The sequence below is a fragment of the Streptomyces sp. HUAS MG56 genome, assembly GCF_058673395.1.
On record NZ_CM178722.1, the window covers coordinates 8731605 to 8747456 of the forward strand.

The window sequence follows — 15852 nt, forward strand, 5'->3', positions numbered from 1 at the left end:
GTCCCTCATATCCCGGTATGCGAGGCGTACGGGGTGCGCCTACCGTGGCCGCATGGGTGATGCGGTGGAACTGGAGGTGGCCGGCCGGACCGTACGGCTGTCCAGCCCGGGCAAGGTGTTCTTCCCCGAGCGCGGTTTCACCAAGCTGGACGTCGCGCGGTACTACGCCTCCGTCGGCCCCGGCATCCTGCGCGCCCTGCGCGACCGGCCCACCACCCTCCAGCGCTACCCGGACGGCGTCGACGGCGAGTGGTTCTACCAGAAGCGCGCGCCCAAGGGCATGCCCGACTGGATCCCGACCGCCCACATCACCTTCCCCAGCGGCCGCAGCGCCGACGAGATGTGCCCCACCGAGGAGGCCGCCGTGGTGTGGGCCGCCCAGTACGGCACGCTCACCTTCCACCCCTGGCCGGTGCGCCGCACCCATGTCGACCACCCCGACGAACTGCGCATCGACCTCGACCCGCAGCCCGGCACCGACTTCGACGACGCCGTCCGCGCCGCCCACGAACTCAGGGCCGTCCTGGAGGAGTTCGGCGGACTGCGCGGCTGGCCCAAGACCTCCGGCGGCCGCGGCCTGCACGTCTTCGTCCCCATCGAACCGCGCTGGACCTTCACCCAGGTGCGCCGTGCCGCCATCGCGGTCGGCCGGGAGATGGAGCGCCGGATGCCGGACCAGGTGACGATCAAGTGGTGGAAGGAGGAACGGGGCCGCCGTATCTTCCTGGACTACAACCAGACGGCCCGCGACCGCACCATCGCCTCCGCCTACTCGGTACGGCCCCGCCCGAACGCCCCGGTCTCGGCACCGCTGCGCTGGGCGGAGGTCGACGCGGTCCACCCGCGCGACTTCGACCTCGCCACCATGCCGGCCCGCTTCGCCGAACTCGGTGACGTACACGCCGACATGGACGAACATGCCTACTCCCTGGACGCCCTCCTGGAACTGGCCCGCCGCGACGAACACGACCACGGCCTGGGCGATCTGCCGTACCCGCCGGAATACCCGAAGATGCCGGGCGAACCGAAACGGGTCCAGCCGAGCCGGGCCCGGCGGGAGGGGACGTCGTGAGGGGAGTTCCGCCACCGATCACAGCATGCACCACGCCACTGACAACGGCCCCCGGCCGAGCGATCATGGCGGGATGACCCGTGTCCTGACCCGGAGCGACCTGCAGACCGTGCTGGAGCCGGAAGCCTGTCTCGCGGCCCTGCGCGACGGCTTCCGCGAGGCCGGCACCGTGCCCGTACCCGGCCGACGGGTCCGCAGCGACCTGCCGTTCCCCGGCACCGCCACCGCGCTCGTCCCCGGCCTGCTGCCCGGCGTCGACGCGTACACGGTGAAGGTGAACGCCAAGTTCCCCGGGGCCCGGCCCGCTCTGCGCGGGGTGGTCTGCCTGCACAGCGGCGCGGACGGCGAGTTGCTCGCGCTGCTGGACTCGGCGACCGTCACGGCCTGGCGGACCGGGCTGGCCGCCGCCCTCGGCACCGCGCTGCTGGCCCCGGCCGGCTACGACGTCCTCGGTGTGATCGGAGCGGGCGCCCAGGCCGAGTTGACGCTGCGTGGCCTGACGGGCGGGCGGCGGCCCCGGCGACTCGTCGTCCACGACACGGACGCCGAGCATGCCGCCGCGTTCGCCGCCCGGCACGGCGGCCGGGTGCTGGCCTCCGCCGGTGCGGTGGCCGAGGCGGCCGACGTCGTCCTGCTCGCGACCTGGTCCCGGACACCGCTGCTCGCCCTCGCGGACACCCGTCCCGGGCAGCACTTCACCAGTCTCGGCACCGACGAGCCCGGCAAGCGGGAGCTCGCCCCCGATCTGCTCGACGCCGCGCTGCTCGTGGTGGACGACGGCGAACTCGCCGCGTCCATGGGTGTGTTGACCGACCCCGGGCTCGCCCGGAGCACCGCCGACACCACCCTCACCGACGTCCTGCGCGCCGCCCACCCCGGGCGCACCTCGGGCAGGCAGCGCACGGTGTACGCCCCGGTCGGGCTGCCCTGGCAGGATCTCGCCCTCTCCTGGCTCGCCTGGCGGGAGGCGGAACGCCGGGGCGTGGGGTCCACGATCGACCTGCTGGGCTGAGCCCGCGGTCCGGAAGGGGCGAGGCCGGGTCGCCGGGACGACGGTGTGGTCGGGGCATGGCGCCGGTGCCGGCCGATCCGTCCTGGCCGGGGCGTCGTCACGGCACCGGCGGCGGTGTCGTCTCGCGGTTATCCTGGCCGGCAGCAGCCGATGAGGAGTCCCGAAGTGACCGAGGCAGTGTCGCGCCCCACGCTGGAGGCCGTGGCCGCGCTGGCCGGTGTGTCCCGGGCCACCGTGTCGCGGGTGGTCAACGGCGGCGACGGGGTGCGCGAGCCGCTGGCCGAGCGGGTCCGGCAGGCCGTGGCGGAGCTGGGTTACGTCCCCAACCGGGCGGCCCGCAGTCTCGTCACCCGGCGGCACGACGCCGTCGCGGTCGTCATCGCGGAGCCCGAGGCCCGGGTCTTCGCCGACCCCTTCTTCGCCCTCCAACTGCGCGGCATCAGCAAGGAACTGACCGCCCACGACAACCAACTGGTGCTGCTGCTCACCGAAGGCCGTGCCGACCACGCGCGCGTGGCCCGCTATCTCGCCGGCGGACACGTCGACGGCGCGCTCGTCTTCTCGCTGCATCTCGACGACCCGCTGCCCGGTCTCATCCACGACGCCGGTGTGCCCACCGTGTTCGGCGGGCGGCCCGACTGGGGCGACGACCCCCGGGCAGGACGGAACACGGGCGTCGTCTACGTCGACTGCGACAACCGGGGCGGGGCCCGCGCCGCCGTACGCCATCTCGTGGACCTCGGCCGCCGGCGCATCGCGCATCTCACCGGTGCCCTGGACCAGACCTCGGCCGTGGACCGGCTCGACGGGTACCGGGAGGTCATGGCCGGCGTACCGGGCGGGGCCGATGACCGGCTGGTCGTGGAGAGCGACTTCACCCCGGCCGGCGGGGAACGCGCGATGCGTGAACTGCTCGACCGGTGCCCGGACGTGGACGCCGTGTTCGCCGCCAACGACCTGACAGCGCTCGGCGCCCTGCGGGTGCTGCGCGCGAGCGGCCGGCGCGTGCCCGAGGACGTGGCCGTGATCGGCTTCGACGACATGCTGCCCGTCACCGAGCAGGCCGAGCCGCCGCTGACCACGGTCCGTCAGGACATCGAGGAGATGGGCCGCCTGATGGCCCGTCTGCTGCTGGACGGTCTGCCCGGCGGCCGCGACCGCGCCGCGGCGCGGGCGGACATGTCGCCCGACGGCGGCGTGATCCTCCCGACGACCTTGATCCGCCGCGCCTCCGCATAGCCACGGGCGGGCAGGGGCACGGCCGCGCAGGGGAGGGCGGCCTCGGTGTCGGCCGGGGCTCAGCCCGGCCGCGATGCGCTCCGGATCACCGCGAAGCGGGCGCCGTACGGGTCGGTGAGCCGGGCCATGCGGCCGACGCCTTCCAGAGTCGTCGCCGGCGTGCGTATCGCCCCGCCGAGCTGCTCTGCCCGGCCGGCCGTGGCGTCCGCGTCCTCGACCTCGAAGTACGGCAGCCAGTACGCCCCGCCCTCCGCAGCGTCGGTGTCGGCCGGCGCCGTGATCCCGCCGAACATCGCGTCCTCGTCGGCACCGGCCGGGTTGAGGCACGTGTACGTCCCGCCCGGGAGCGACACCGAGGAGGTCTCCAGGCCGAGCACCCGGTGGTAGAAGGCGGCGCCCGCCGCGACGTCCGGGGTGTACAGCTCGACCCAGCACAGCGACCCCGGCTCGCTCGCCACCTCGAAGCCCTTGGTCTGTCCGGGCTGCCAGATCCCGAACGGCACGCCCGCCTTGTCGGCCAGGATCGCCAGGTGCCCCTGGCCCATGACGTCCATGGGCGGGGCCAGCACACGGCCGTGCGCCTGCTCGGCCGCCGCGGCGGTGGCCTCGGCGTCCGCGCTCTGGAAGTACACCGTCCAGGCGGGCGGGCCCTGTCGCGGGTCGTTCGGCCCGAGGCCCGCCACGGTCCGGCCGGCCAGCTGGAAGAAGCCGTAGCCGCCGGCGTCCGGTCCCGCCGACCGGTACTCCCAGCCGAAGAGGCCGCCGTAGAAGGAGTGGGCGCCGCCGATGTCGGGGCTGCTGACATCGGCCCAGTTCGGAGCGCCGTCGGCGAAACGGGTGGTGAGCATCTTCGCCCTCCTCGGAAGGGTCCCGTCCTGTGCACTGCCGAGTCTGGCACCCGCCACTGACACTCGCCGCCGGAGCACCGCCTGAGCACCGCCGTGCGCCCGGGCGGCCCCCATGGTCACCCTGGGTGACGGTCTGCGTTCCCAGGGCATTGCGACACGCCCCGCGCGCCGCCGTGCATGTGCCTGGACCGGGGGCGCATGATCGGGGCGGCCGGAGGCCTTGACGGCCCCGTTGAGCGGGCGTTGATCGAACGTTTTTCGCCGCCCGGCACGATCCTGGTCATGCACTTCGACACGATCACCCCGGCCGACGAGACGTGGCAGGCGCAGGCCCTGTGCGCCCAGACCGGGCCGGACTTCTTCTTCCCCGAGCCCGGCAGCTCGGTGCGCGAGGCGAAGCGCATCTGCGCCATGTGCGAGCTGCGCCCGGCCTGTCTGGACTACGCCCTGGCCCACGACGAGCGCTTCGGCGTCTGGGGCGGGCTCTCCGAGAAGGAGCGCCTCGCCCTGCGCCGCACCTCCGGCTGAGACCGGGCAGGCCGCCGGGCCTCGTCGCCGGCGGCCGTTGCGTTCGGCGGCCGTTCCGGTACGGCGGCCGTTCCGGTTCGGCGGTCGTCAGCCCGCTGCGCGCGCCGCCATCCGGGCCTTGCGCGCGGCCAGCTTCTCGTCGAACTTGGTGGCCTCGGCGTTCAGGCCGCCCATGAACAGGCCCAGTTCCTCCTGCGCCTGGCGGCCCTCGGGGCCGAGGCCGTCGATCTCCATGACCTTCAGGAAGCGCAGCACCGGCTGGAGCACGTCGTCGTGGTGGATGCGCATGTTGTAGACCTCGCCGATGGCCATCTGCGCGGCGGCCCGCTCGAAGCCGGGGATGCCGTGGCCGGGCATGCGGAAGTTGACCACGACGTCCCGGACCGCCTGCATGGTCAGGTCGGGCGCCAGCTCGAAGGCGGACTTCAGCAAATTGCGGTAGAAGACCATGTGCAGGTTCTCGTCGGTCGCGATGCGGGCCAGCATGCGGTCGCAGACCGGGTCGCCGGACTGGTGGCCGGTGTTGCGGTGCGAGATCCGGGTGGCCAGCTCCTGGAAGGCGACGTAGGCGATCGAGTGCAGCATCGAGTGCCCGTTGTCGGACTCGAAGCCCTCGCTCATGTGCGCCATGCGGAACTGCTCCAGCTTGTCCGGGTCCACCGCGCGCGAGGCGAGCAGATAGTCGCGCATCACGATGCCGTGCCGGCCCTCCTCGGCCGTCCAGCGGTGCACCCAGGTGCCCCAGGCGCCGTCGCGGCCGAAGAGCGTGGCGATCTCGTGGTGGTAGCTCGGCAGGTTGTCCTCGGTGAGCAGGTTGACCACGAGGGCGGTCCGCCCGATCTCGGTCACCTTGGACTGCTCCTTGTCCCAGGCCTCGCCGTCCTCGAACAGGCCCGGGAAGTTACGGCCGTCGCTCCAGGGCACGTACTCGTGCGGCATCCAGTCCTTGGCGACCTGCAGATGCCGGTTCAGTTCCTGTTCGACCACTTCCTCCAGCGCGTACAGCAGCCGCGCGTCGGTCCAGGCGGACGGGCTGCCGAGGTGAGGGGAGGTGATCGTCACGGGAACTCCAGGGGGACGCCGAGCGCGAGCGGGTACGGGGGGACGGTCCGGCGAGCGGGGCCGGGAAACCTACGAGATCGTAGGCTACGAAGCCGTAGGTTACGAAGCCGTAGGTTAAGTTCGCTGTAAAGATCGCTGATCAGCACCCCTGGCACGGGTATGCGACACGTCGTGCACAGGTCGCACCGGTATGCGAAACGACCCTGGGAGGCGCAGGTCCCAGGGCCGTTCGAGTGCCGAGGTTCACCCGCTCAGGCGTACAACTCCCGCAGGCGTACCGAGAGGCAGGTCACACAGCCTTCCAGCTTCTCGAACTCGCTGATGTCCACCGTGACGACCTCGTGGCCGAGATCGGTCAGCAGCTCCGCCGTCTTCGGGGCGCTCGCCGCCATGAGCAGCTTGTGACCGCCGAGCAGTACCACGTGCGAGCCGGACTCCTCCGGCACCGACAGGAAGCCCGGGAACAGCGAGGGGCGGTCCAGCTTCGGGATGTGGCCGATCACCGTGCCGTCGGGCAGCGCGGTCACCGCCGACTTCAGGTGCAGCACCCGGCTCACGGGGACGGCCACCACGCGCGCGCCCAGCGGTTCGAAGGCGGCCCGCAGTTGCTGCACCCCGGCCGCGTTGGTGCGCCCGCCGCGGCCGACGTAGACGGTGTCGCCGACCTTGAGGACGTCACCGCCGTCCAGCGTGCCCGGCTCCCATATCCAGTTCACCGAGCAGCCGAGCCGGGCCACCGCCTCCTCGACGCCGACGGTCTCGATGCGCCGGGACTCGGCGCCCGGCCGGGTGATCAACGCCACGTTCTTGTACATGACGACGGTGTCCTCGACGAACACCGAGTCCGGGCAGTCGTCCTCCGGGTCGACCTCGACGGTCTCCCAGCCGTGCGTGCGCAGCGCCTCGACGTAGCCGTCCCACTGTTCCAGGGCGAGCCCCAGGTCGACCTTCTCCCGCTCGATATGCGTCACCAGGCCTTCGGCGAGGCGGGGGCTGGGGCGGCGGACGAGGGCCTTCTTGCTGGGCACGAGGGGCCTTTCGAATCGGTGGTGCGGATTCCGGCGCCGATCGCGGGACCGGTTTCAGCATCATGCAGCCCCCTCCCGCCAGGGCAAAACCCCCGTTGTCAGGCTGTGCCCCTCCTGAGACGTCGGGGCCGCGCGGGACCCGGGCACCGGGCCCCGCCGTCAGGCGGGGTACCCGATGTCCTCGGGGGTGATCTCCTTCAGTTCTCCCTCCTCCATCAGCAGCCAGCGGGTGATGCCGATCGACGCGAGGAACGGCATGTCGTGGCCGGCCACGAGCAGGGCGCCCTCGTACGACTCCAGGGCCGACGTCAGCTGCCGCACGCTCGCCATGTCGAGGTTGTTGGTCGGCTCGTCGAGCAGCAGCAGCTGGGGTGCCGGTTCGGCGAGCATCAGGGCCGCCAGCGTCGCCCGGAACCGCTCGCCGCCCGACAGGGTGGCCGCCTGCTGGTCGGCCCGCGCGCCCCGGAACAGGAAGCGGGCGAGCCGCGCCCGGACCCGGTTGTTGGTCGCGCCCGGCGCGAACCGGGCCACGTTCTCGGCGACGGTCAGCGTGTCGTCGAGCACGTCCAGCCGCTGGGGCAGGAAACGCATCGGCACGTGCACGCGTGCCTCGCCCGCCACCGGCGCCAGCTCCCCGGCCACGGTCCGCAACAGCGTCGTCTTCCCGGCGCCGTTGCGGCCGACGAGCGCGATCCGCTCCGGGCCGCGCAGATCGAGGATCCCCTTGACGCGCGCCCCGTGGGCCGGCTCCAGGTTCTCCAGGGTGAGCACCTGCCGGCCCGGCGGTACGGCCGTGTACGGCAGGTCGACGCGGATCTCGTCGTCGTCCCGTACCGCCTCCACCGCCTCGTCCAGCCGCTCCCGGGCCTCGGTGAGCCGCTCCTCGTGCATGATGCGGTGCTTGCCCGCCGAGACCTGGGCCGAGCGTTTCCTGAGCTTCATCACCACCCTGGGTTCGCGCTTGTTCTCGTACATCTTGTCGGCGTAACGCACCCGCTTCGCCAGCTTCGTGTGCGCTTCCACGAGTTCGCGTTTCTGCTTGCGCAGATCCGCCTCGGCCACGCGCACCATCCGCTCGGCGGCCTCCTGCTCCACGGCGAGGGCCTCCTCGTAGGCCGAGAAGTTCCCGCCGTACCAGGTGACCTCGCCGGAGCGCAGCTCCGCGATCTGGTCGACCAGGTCGAGCAGTTCCCGGTCGTGACTGACCACGACCAGGACGCCTGGCCACGCGGCGACGGCCTGGTACAGCCGGCGGCGCGCGTACAGGTCGAGGTTGTTGGTGGGTTCGTCCAGCAGCAGGACGTCGGGGCGGCGCAGCAGCAGCGCGGCCAGCCGCAGCAGCACCGACTCGCCCCCGGAGATCTCGCCGACGGTGCGGTCCAGGCCGATGTGGCCGAGTCCGAGTTCGCCGAGCGTGACCAGGGCGCGTTCCTCGACGTCCCAGTCGTCGCCGACCGTCTCGAAGTGCTCCTCGGCGACGTCGCCCGCCTCGATGGCGTGCAACGCGGTCCGCTGGGCGGCGATGCCGAGGACCTGGTCGACGCGGAGCGCGGTGTCGAGGGTGACGTTCTGCGGGAGGTGGCCGACCTCGCCGGCCACCCTGATGCTGCCGTCGGTCGGGGTGAGCTCCCCGGCCAGCAGCTTCAACAGGGTCGACTTGCCTGATCCGTTGACGCCGACGAGCCCGGTCCGGCCGGGGCCGAAGGCGACGTCGAGGCCGTCGAGGACGGCGGTGCCGTCGGGCCAGGCGAAGGTCAGGGACGTGCAGGTGAGGGAAGATGACATGGAGGCCTCGCGATGAAGTGCGTGCGGTCGGGTGGACGCATCTAGAGACACCGCGAGGCGGAAACCGAAGGGTCTGGGGCACGAGGAGGCCATGAAAAAGGGCCTGTGCCACAAGGACGGCTCGGACGCCGAGGTCGTACGCCGCGCACACCTCACCGGTGCGACGCGGTGCCTCAGGACCTCAGACGAGCAACGTCCTTCTCCAATCGACGGCAACAGGACCGGTGCAAACGCTAGGAGGGGCGCAGGCGACTGTCAACGCAATTAATCAGCGGTGGCCCCGCCCCGGGGCGTGCGAGGGCCCGACCCCTCGTTCACGCGCGCGTGGTGGTCAGCAGGCGTCCCGCATCAGTTCGGCCAGGTCGTGGTCCAGGTCGAGCTGCAGGTGTTCGAGGCCGACCGGCACCAGCTCACCGGCCGCCGCCAGGAAACGGCGGATCTCGCCCGAGCGCACGTGCACGATCGCGGTGCCCTCGGGGGCGTGGAACTCCAGCACCGTGCGGTCGTATCCGTACGGGCGGACCCGGACGTCCCCCTGGCCCTCGGGGCCCTGCATCCCGGAGACCAGCAGCTCGCGGGAGAAGGTCCAGCGCACCTCGACGCCTTCCAGGGTGGCCGGGGCCGGGAAGGTCATGACGACGGCGAACGGGTCGCGGCGGTCGTAGCGCAGCGTGGCGGGAATGCTCGGCATGCGCGGTGCGGCGGCGACGAGGCGGGCCTCTACGGGCTGCTCGATGACGGTGGACAACGCCTTGCTCCCTCGTGACGGCTGGACTACGGCCGGGTGTGCGACCCCTGGCACTGGGAGAGACGTCCGATCCGGCCCATGCGTGCACACGGAGCACGAGTGACCTCGGTCACCGCGTCCACACCTGGCCGGATTTCGGCCGTTCGCCTCGTGATGAGAGGCAGTTGGTCCCCTGGACGGCGGCGGTCCGGTGGGCTAGCTTCGCCCGCCATGAGGCGTTCGGGGAACACGCGACGCAGGGGACGGACGGGCCGACTGGTGGCGGCGGGGGTGGCGTGCGGGGCGGCGCTGGCCGCGCTGACCGTCCCGGCGGCCGAGGCTCGGACTCTTGGGCCGGGCGGCGGGGGAGTGCACTGGGCGGCGAAGGACACCGGGACCCCGCAGGTCCGCTTCCGGGGGCTCGCGGCCGTCGACCGGCACACCGCCTGGCTGGCGGGCACCGGCGGCACGGTGCTGCGCACCACGGACGGCGGATCGAGCTGGCGGAACGTCTCTCCGCCGGGGGCGGGCGACCTTCAGTTCCGGGACGTGGAGGCGTTCGACGCGCGGCACGCGGTGGTGCTGGCCATCGGCGAGGGCGAGGCCTCCCGTGTCTACCGCACCGACGACGGCGGCACGACCTGGGCCGAGTCGTTCCGCAACACCGACCCGAACGCCTTCTACGACTGCCTGGCCTTCTTCGACCGCCGCCACGGCCTCGCCATGGGCGACCCGGTGGACGGGAAGTTCCGCATCCTGTCCACGAGCGACGGCGGCCGTTCCTGGCGGGTACTGCCCACCGGGGGCATGCCGCCCGCCCTGGACGGCGAGGCCGGCTTCGCCGCGAGCGGGCAGTGCCTGGTCACCTCCGGTGCCAAGGACGTCTGGCTGGCCACCGGGGGCGGGGCCCACGCGCGCGTGCTGCACTCCGCCGACCGCGGACTGACCTGGACGGCGGCCGAGGCACCCGTACCGGCCGGCGATCCGGCCAAGGGCGTCTTCGCGCTCGCGTTCCGCGACCGCACCCACGGCCTCGCCGTCGGCGGCGACTACCGCCCCGGCCGGCCCTCGCCGTACGCCGCGGCCGTCACCGCCGACGGGGGCCGCACCTGGACCCCGGCCGCCACGCCCCCGCCGGACTACCGCTCCGGCGCCGCCTGGCTGCCGTACAGCCGCAGCGCCGCCCTCGCCGTCGGCCCCACCGGCACCGACCTGACGACCGACGGCGGCCGCACCTGGCGGACCATCGACACCGGCTCGTACGACACCGTCTCCTGCACGCCCGACCTGAGTTGCTGGGCGGCCGGCGAACAGGGCCGGGCGGCCCGGCTGGAGCGCTGAGCGCGGTGCCGGGTCAGCCGGGCGTCTCGCGGTACGGCTCCAGCTCGGGGGCGGTCTTCGTGGCCGTGAACTCCGTGACGCTGTACGTGCACACGCCGCCGACGGCGAACGGGTCGCGCGCGACGGCCGCCTCGATCAGGGCGCGGTCCTGCGCGACGGCCAGGATCACCCCGCCGTCCCGGGGGTTCTTGCGCCCGGAGGCGAGGAAGAGGCCCTTGGCGTACTGCTCCTCCAGCCAGGCCACATGGTCGGGGAGCAGGGCGTCGACGGCGTCGAGCGGTGCGGTGTAGGTCAGCTCCAGTACGAACATGATCACGAGGCTACCCCCGGGGTCCGACAGCCGGCCCCGGGCCGTACAGTTCTGCTCACCATGACGACCGTAGGCGTACCCGCGGGCTGGCCCGCGACCGAGGAAGAGGCCCGCGCCGTACAGGACGAGTTGCGCGGGCGGGTGGTGCGGGACGAGCCCGGACCGCCGCCCGCGCGGGGCCACGTCACCGGGGTCGACGTCGCCTACGACGACGACCTCGACCTCGTCGCCGCGGCGGCCGTCGTACTGGACGCCGCCACCCTGGAGGTGGTGGCCGAGGCGACGGCCGTGGGCCGGGTGTCCTTCCCCTACGTGCCCGGGCTGCTCGCCTTCCGGGAGATCCCCACCGTGCTGGCCGCCCTGGACCGGCTGCCGTGCCCGCCCGGCCTCGTGGTGTGCGACGGCTACGGTCTGGCCCATCCGCGCCGCTTCGGCCTCGCCAGCCATCTCGGCGTGCTCACCGGCCTGCCGGTCGTCGGTGTCGCCAAGAACCCGTTCACCTTCACGTACGACGAACCGGCCCCCGCGCGGGGCGCGTCCGCCGCGCTGCTCGCGGGGACCGAGGAGGTCGGGCGCGCCCTGCGCACCCGGGACGGGGTCAAACCGGTCTTCGTCTCGGTCGGCCACCGGGTGAGCCTGGACAACGCCGTGGCCCACACGCTGGCCCTGACCCCGCGCTACCGGCTGCCCGAGACCACGCGCCGGGCGGACGCCCTGTGCCGCCTCGCGCTGCGGGAGGCGGCACAGGGGGCGGTGCCGGGCGACGTTCAGGAGCCGGCGACGCGCCAGGCGCCGACCTCCTGATACGCCGAGTCGTACACGGCCGAGCCGTCGCCCGGTTCGAGGGCGTAGTGGTGCAGATTGCCGCCCCAGTAGCGCAGGATCCGTCCCAGTTCACGGGCCCGGTCCTGCGCCGACGCGCCCTCGTCCACGGTCACTTCGAGCACGAACTTCACGCTCTCCTCGCCTCCTTGCGGCTGCCGCCTGTCCGGGCTTCCATCGTGTCATTGAGGGACCCAGTGAGACTTTTGGACGCGGGGGAGCCAAGGGGTGGGGCACCATCGCGGCAAAGTCTCAAATTGCAGGGGCGGCAGCGAGTGACTGTCCGGCGGCCGCCACCCGGAAGGTGATCCCGGCGGCACACAGCCGCCCGGTGAGGGCGTCGCCCATCGCCTGTGCCGTGGTGACCTGCCCGGCGGTCGGCGGCAGGTCGTCGAAGGCCAGGCACAGGGCCGCCTCGGCGAACATCTTCGCCGTCTCGTCGTAGCCGGGGTCGCCGCCCGCGACCTCCGTGCACACCCGTCGGCCGCCGCCCTCGCCGACGAAACGCACCGAGAACCGGCTCCTCGCCCGCTTCTCCGCGCTCGGCCCCTCGCCCGGCTTCAGCCGGTCCGACAACCAGCGCCGCGCGGGCGGCAGCTGGGCCGCCGCCGCGACCGCGCCGACGGCGGCGATCCCGCCGAGGGCCACCGGCAGACGGCGTACCGCCGCGTAGTGCCGGTAGCGGAAGTCCGGGCCGTAGCGCTCCAGCGCCCGTGCCGAGCGGAGCACGATCTGCGGGTCGACGGTCGGCAGGGGCAGGGCCCACGCGCCGACCTCCCCGGCGAAGCGCGGCGCGCCCGCCGGCGCCGTGACCCGGCGCCCCGGCAGCCGCGGCTCGTGCCGCCCCCGGTCCCGCGCGGCGGCCAGCATCTGCCGGCCTCGGGCCATCTGGTTCAGCGCCGAGGCCAGGGTGCCGCCGGAGAAGGCCGCGTCGGCGCTCACGTACCCGTCCACCCGCAGCGGCACCCCCTCCGGGAGCTGCCGGACCGTGAAGTACGCGCCCAGGTCGTGGGGTACGGAGTCGAAGCCGCAGGCGTGCACCAGACGGGCGCCCGTCTCACGCGCGCGTGCGTCGTGCCGGACGTACATCAGGTCGATGAACTCCGGCTCGCCGGTCAGGTCCAGATAGTCGGTACCGGTGTCGGCACAGGCGGCGACCAGCTCCTGGCCGTACAGCACGTAGGGCCCGACGGTCGTGGCCACCACGCGCGCGTGCTCGGCGAGGGCACGCAGCGTGGCCGGTTCGGCCACGTCGGCCCGCAGTACGCCGATGTCCGTTCCACCGGGCAGCCGTTCGCGCAGCCGCTCCAGCTTCCGCTCGTCGCGGCCGGCGACCGCCCAGCGCAGGTCGTTGGGCGCGTGCGCGGCGAGGTACTCCGCGGTGAGGGCGCCGACGAAGCCGGTGGCTCCGAACAGCACGAGGTCGTAGGGACGATCCGTCCTTTTCATCCTGCTCATGACACCCCTTGGTCGTGCGGTCCGCGCCGCTGTCGGTGGCTGAGGCTAGCGTGAGTCGTGCGCACGCCGACGACCGGCCGGGCACTTGGCTAAGCGCTTGCTCGTTCAGGTCTTGTGTCGGATGGAACGCGTTCTTAGCATCACAGGTGTTACATCAGTTGTGTCACACACGCTTGGGGGCTGGACCATGACGACGGCAGCGAAGCCGGGGCAGGGCCCGCTCTCCGGTGTGCGCGTGGTCGAGCTGGCCGGCATCGGCCCGGGCCCGTTCGCCGCCATGCTCCTGGCCGACCTGGGCGCGGACGTCGTCCGGGTGGACCGGCCGGGCGGCCCCGGTCTCGCGATCGACCCCGCGTACGACGTCACGAACCGCAACAAGCGCTCGATCATGGTCGACCTGAAGGCCCCGGACGGCCCCGCGCGCGTGCTGGACCTCGCCGAGCGGGCCGACATCCTCGTCGAGGGATACCGCCCCGGTGTCGCCGAGCGGCTCGGCGTCGGCCCCGAGCAGTGCCACGCCCGCAACCCCCGCCTGGTCTACGGCCGGATGACCGGCTGGGGCCAGGACGGCCCGCTCGCCCACCGCGCGGGCCACGACGTGGCCTACATCGCGCTCACCGGCACCCTCGGCATGATCGGCCGCCCGGACGAGCCCCCGGCCGTCCCCGCCAACCTCCTCGGGGACTACGCGGGCGGCTCCCTCTACCTGGTGGTCGGCGTCCTCGCCGCCCTGCACCACGCGCGCGCGACCGGCACCGGACAGGTCGTCGACGCCGCCATCGTCGACGGCACGGCCCACCTGTCGGCGATGATCCACGGCATGCTCGCGGCCGGCGGCTGGCAGGACCGGCGCGCCGCCAACCTCCTCGACGGCGGCTGCCCCTACTACGGCACCTACGAGACCGCCGACGGCAAGCACATGGCCGTCGGCGCCCTGGAGGGCCGGTTCTACGAGGAGTTCCTGCGCCTGCTCGGCCTGGCGGACCTGGCCGACGCCCGCAAGGACTGGACCCGCTGGGGCGAACTGCGCGAGCGGATCGCCGCCCGCTTCAAGTCCCGCACCCGCGAGGAGTGGACGGCCGTCTTCGAGGACACGGACGCGTGCGTGGCGCCCGTGCTGTCCCTGCGCGAGGCCCCGCACCACCCGCACCTCGCCGCCCGCGGCACCTTCACCGACCACGGCGGCATCACCCAGCCCGCCCCCGCCCCCCGGTTCTCGGCGACGCCCACCACCGTCCGTACCGGCCCGGCCCTGCCCGGCGCGGACACGGGGACGGTGGTGCGGGAATGGGGGATACCGGCGACGGCGCACGACGACGCGTGAACGACGACCCGGTCGCGGGCGGCGACCGACCCCGCTCGGCCCATCCTTTCCGAAAGGCACATCAGTGAGCACCGAAGCGTACGTGTACGACGCGATCCGCACCCCGCGCGGCCGCGGCAAGGCGAACGGCGCCCTGCACGGCACGAAGCCCATCGACCTGGTCGTCGGACTCATCCACGAGATCCGCGCCCGCTTCCCCGGACTCGACCCGGCCGCCGTCGACGACATCGTGCTCGGCGTCGTCGGACCGGTCGGCGACCAGGGGTCCGACATCGCCCGGATCGCCGCGATCGCCGCCGGACTGCCGGACACGGTCGCGGGCGTGCAGGAGAACCGCTTCTGTGCCTCGGGCCTGGAGGCCGTCAACCTGGCCGCCGCCAAGGTCCGTTCGGGCTGGGAGGACCTGGTCCTCGCGGGCGGCGTGGAGTCGATGTCCCGCGTGCCGATGGCCTCCGACGGCGGCGCCTGGTTCAACGACCCGATGACCAACCTCGCCGTCAACTTCGTGCCCCAGGGCATCGGCGCCGACCTCATCGCCACCATCGAGGGCTTCTCACGCCGCGACGTCGACGAGTACGCGGCGCTGTCCCAGGAGCGCGCGGTCACGGCCTGGAAGGAGGGCCGCTTCGACCGTTCCGTGGTCCCCGTCAAGGACCGCAGCGGCCTGGTCGTCCTCGACCGCGACGAGCACCCGCGCCCCGGCACCACCGCCGACTCCCTCGCGAAGCTCAAGCCGTCGTTCGCGGACATCGGCGAACTGGGCGGCTTCGACGCCGTCGCGCTCCAGAAGTACCACTGGGTGGAGAAGATCGACCACGTCCACCACGCGGGCAACTCCTCCGGCATCGTGGACGGCGCCTCGCTCGTCGCCATCGGCTCCCAGGCGGTCGGCGAGCGCTACGGCCTCACCCCGCGCGCGCGGATCGTCTCCGCGGCCGTCTCCGGCTCCGAGCCCACCATCATGCTCACCGGTCCCGCCCCCGCCACCCGCAAGGCGCTCGCCAAGGCCGGCCTCACCATCGACGACATCGACCTGGTCGAGATCAACGAGGCGTTCGCCGCGGTCGTGCTGCGCTTCGTCAAGGACATGGGCCTCTCCCTCGACAAGGTCAACGTCAACGGCGGCGCCATCGCGCTGGGCCACCCGCTCGGCGCGACCGGCGCGATGATCCTCGGCAGCCTCGTGGACGAACTGGAGCGCCAGGACAAGCGCTACGGCCTCGCCACCCTGTGCGTCGGCGGCGGCATGGGCATCGCCACCGTCGTCGAGCGCATCTGAACTCCCCGCGGAACCAC

The 15852-nt window shown here is 73.0% G+C and carries 16 protein-coding genes; 8 read left to right on the plus strand and 8 right to left on the minus strand.

What is annotated here, in order from left to right:
• The first annotated feature begins 52 nt into the window (after positions 1–52).
• The 3 genes from ligD to AC4OXY_RS40370 all read left to right on the plus strand — a co-directional run bounded on the left by ligD (position 53) and on the right by AC4OXY_RS40370 (position 3323).
• The gene (gene ligD / locus AC4OXY_RS40360) at positions 53–1072 is read left to right on the plus strand and encodes a non-homologous end-joining DNA ligase (protein ID WP_362821731.1); all 1020 of its coding nucleotides are present in this window, start codon (positions 53–55) and stop codon (positions 1070–1072) included.
• Between the two features lie 73 nt (positions 1073–1145).
• The gene (locus AC4OXY_RS40365) at positions 1146–2084 is read left to right on the plus strand and encodes an ornithine cyclodeaminase family protein (protein ID WP_491992210.1); all 939 of its coding nucleotides are present in this window, start codon (positions 1146–1148) and stop codon (positions 2082–2084) included.
• Positions 2085–2249: 165 nt separating this feature from the next.
• Positions 2250–3323: a LacI family DNA-binding transcriptional regulator gene (locus AC4OXY_RS40370; RefSeq protein ID WP_491992211.1), complete on the plus strand. Its 1074-nt coding sequence runs from the start codon at positions 2250–2252 to the stop codon at positions 3321–3323.
• A gap of 59 nt (positions 3324–3382) precedes the next feature.
• On the opposite strand, the gene AC4OXY_RS40375 is transcribed toward AC4OXY_RS40370, so the two are convergent.
• Positions 3383–4171 carry a VOC family protein gene (locus tag AC4OXY_RS40375; protein WP_491992212.1) on the minus strand — a complete coding sequence of 263 codons (789 nt, stop codon included), beginning with the start codon at positions 4169–4171 and terminating at the stop codon, positions 3383–3385.
• A 282-nt stretch (positions 4172–4453) separates the two neighbouring features.
• Between AC4OXY_RS40375 and AC4OXY_RS40380 the strand changes: the two genes are divergently transcribed.
• Entirely contained in the window at positions 4454–4699 is a 246-nt protein-coding gene (locus AC4OXY_RS40380; protein WP_356028270.1) for a WhiB family transcriptional regulator, read from the plus strand.
• 87 nt (positions 4700–4786) lie between these two features.
• Here AC4OXY_RS40380 and AC4OXY_RS40385 read toward each other — a convergent pair whose 3' ends face one another.
• The 4 genes from AC4OXY_RS40385 to ssgD all read right to left on the minus strand — a co-directional run bounded on the left by AC4OXY_RS40385 (position 4787) and on the right by ssgD (position 9322).
• Complete coding sequence (locus AC4OXY_RS40385) at positions 4787–5761, minus strand: acyl-ACP desaturase (RefSeq protein WP_356028273.1); 975 nt, start codon at positions 5759–5761, stop codon at positions 4787–4789.
• A gap of 251 nt (positions 5762–6012) precedes the next feature.
• Positions 6013–6789, minus strand: a complete 777-nt coding sequence (ddaH, locus tag AC4OXY_RS40390; RefSeq protein ID WP_356028275.1) for a dimethylargininase — start codon at positions 6787–6789, stop codon at positions 6013–6015.
• Positions 6790–6948: 159 nt separating this feature from the next.
• Entirely contained in the window at positions 6949–8574 is a 1626-nt protein-coding gene (locus AC4OXY_RS40395) for an ABC-F family ATP-binding cassette domain-containing protein (protein ID WP_376291324.1), read from the minus strand.
• A gap of 331 nt (positions 8575–8905) precedes the next feature.
• Entirely contained in the window at positions 8906–9322 is a 417-nt protein-coding gene (gene ssgD / locus AC4OXY_RS40400) for a spore wall synthesis regulator SsgD (protein ID WP_356028279.1), read from the minus strand.
• A 210-nt stretch (positions 9323–9532) separates the two neighbouring features.
• Between ssgD and AC4OXY_RS40405 the strand changes: the two genes are divergently transcribed.
• The gene (locus AC4OXY_RS40405) at positions 9533–10642 is read left to right on the plus strand and encodes a WD40/YVTN/BNR-like repeat-containing protein (protein ID WP_356028282.1); all 1110 of its coding nucleotides are present in this window, start codon (positions 9533–9535) and stop codon (positions 10640–10642) included.
• A 13-nt stretch (positions 10643–10655) separates the two neighbouring features.
• Here the strand turns inward: AC4OXY_RS40405 and AC4OXY_RS40410 are convergent, their stop codons facing one another.
• Complete coding sequence (locus AC4OXY_RS40410; protein ID WP_491992213.1) at positions 10656–10952, minus strand: YciI family protein; 297 nt, start codon at positions 10950–10952, stop codon at positions 10656–10658.
• Between the two features lie 60 nt (positions 10953–11012).
• On the opposite strand from AC4OXY_RS40410, the gene AC4OXY_RS40415 reads away from it, so the two are divergent.
• On the plus strand, positions 11013–11756 hold the full coding sequence (locus AC4OXY_RS40415) for an endonuclease V (protein WP_356028286.1): 744 nt from the start codon (positions 11013–11015) through the stop codon (positions 11754–11756).
• Here the strand turns inward: AC4OXY_RS40415 and AC4OXY_RS40420 are convergent.
• Together AC4OXY_RS40420 and AC4OXY_RS40425 are read right to left on the minus strand one after the other, a co-directional pair.
• Complete coding sequence (locus tag AC4OXY_RS40420) at positions 11720–11908, minus strand: hypothetical protein (protein WP_356028288.1); 189 nt, start codon at positions 11906–11908, stop codon at positions 11720–11722. The genes AC4OXY_RS40415 and AC4OXY_RS40420 overlap by 37 nt on opposite strands.
• A 118-nt stretch (positions 11909–12026) precedes the next feature.
• Complete coding sequence (locus tag AC4OXY_RS40425) at positions 12027–13232, minus strand: saccharopine dehydrogenase family protein (RefSeq protein ID WP_356028291.1); 1206 nt, start codon at positions 13230–13232, stop codon at positions 12027–12029.
• Positions 13233–13419: 187 nt separating this feature from the next.
• On the opposite strand from AC4OXY_RS40425, the gene AC4OXY_RS40430 reads away from it, so the two are divergent.
• Both AC4OXY_RS40430 and AC4OXY_RS40435 read left to right on the plus strand, forming a co-directional pair.
• Complete coding sequence (locus AC4OXY_RS40430) at positions 13420–14556, plus strand: CaiB/BaiF CoA transferase family protein (RefSeq protein WP_376291332.1); 1137 nt, start codon at positions 13420–13422, stop codon at positions 14554–14556.
• A 64-nt stretch (positions 14557–14620) separates the two neighbouring features.
• Positions 14621–15835 (plus strand): acetyl-CoA C-acetyltransferase, encoded by a 1215-nt coding sequence (locus AC4OXY_RS40435; RefSeq protein ID WP_356028296.1) that lies wholly within the window; start codon positions 14621–14623, stop codon positions 15833–15835.
• Positions 15836–15852 lie beyond the last annotated feature (17 nt).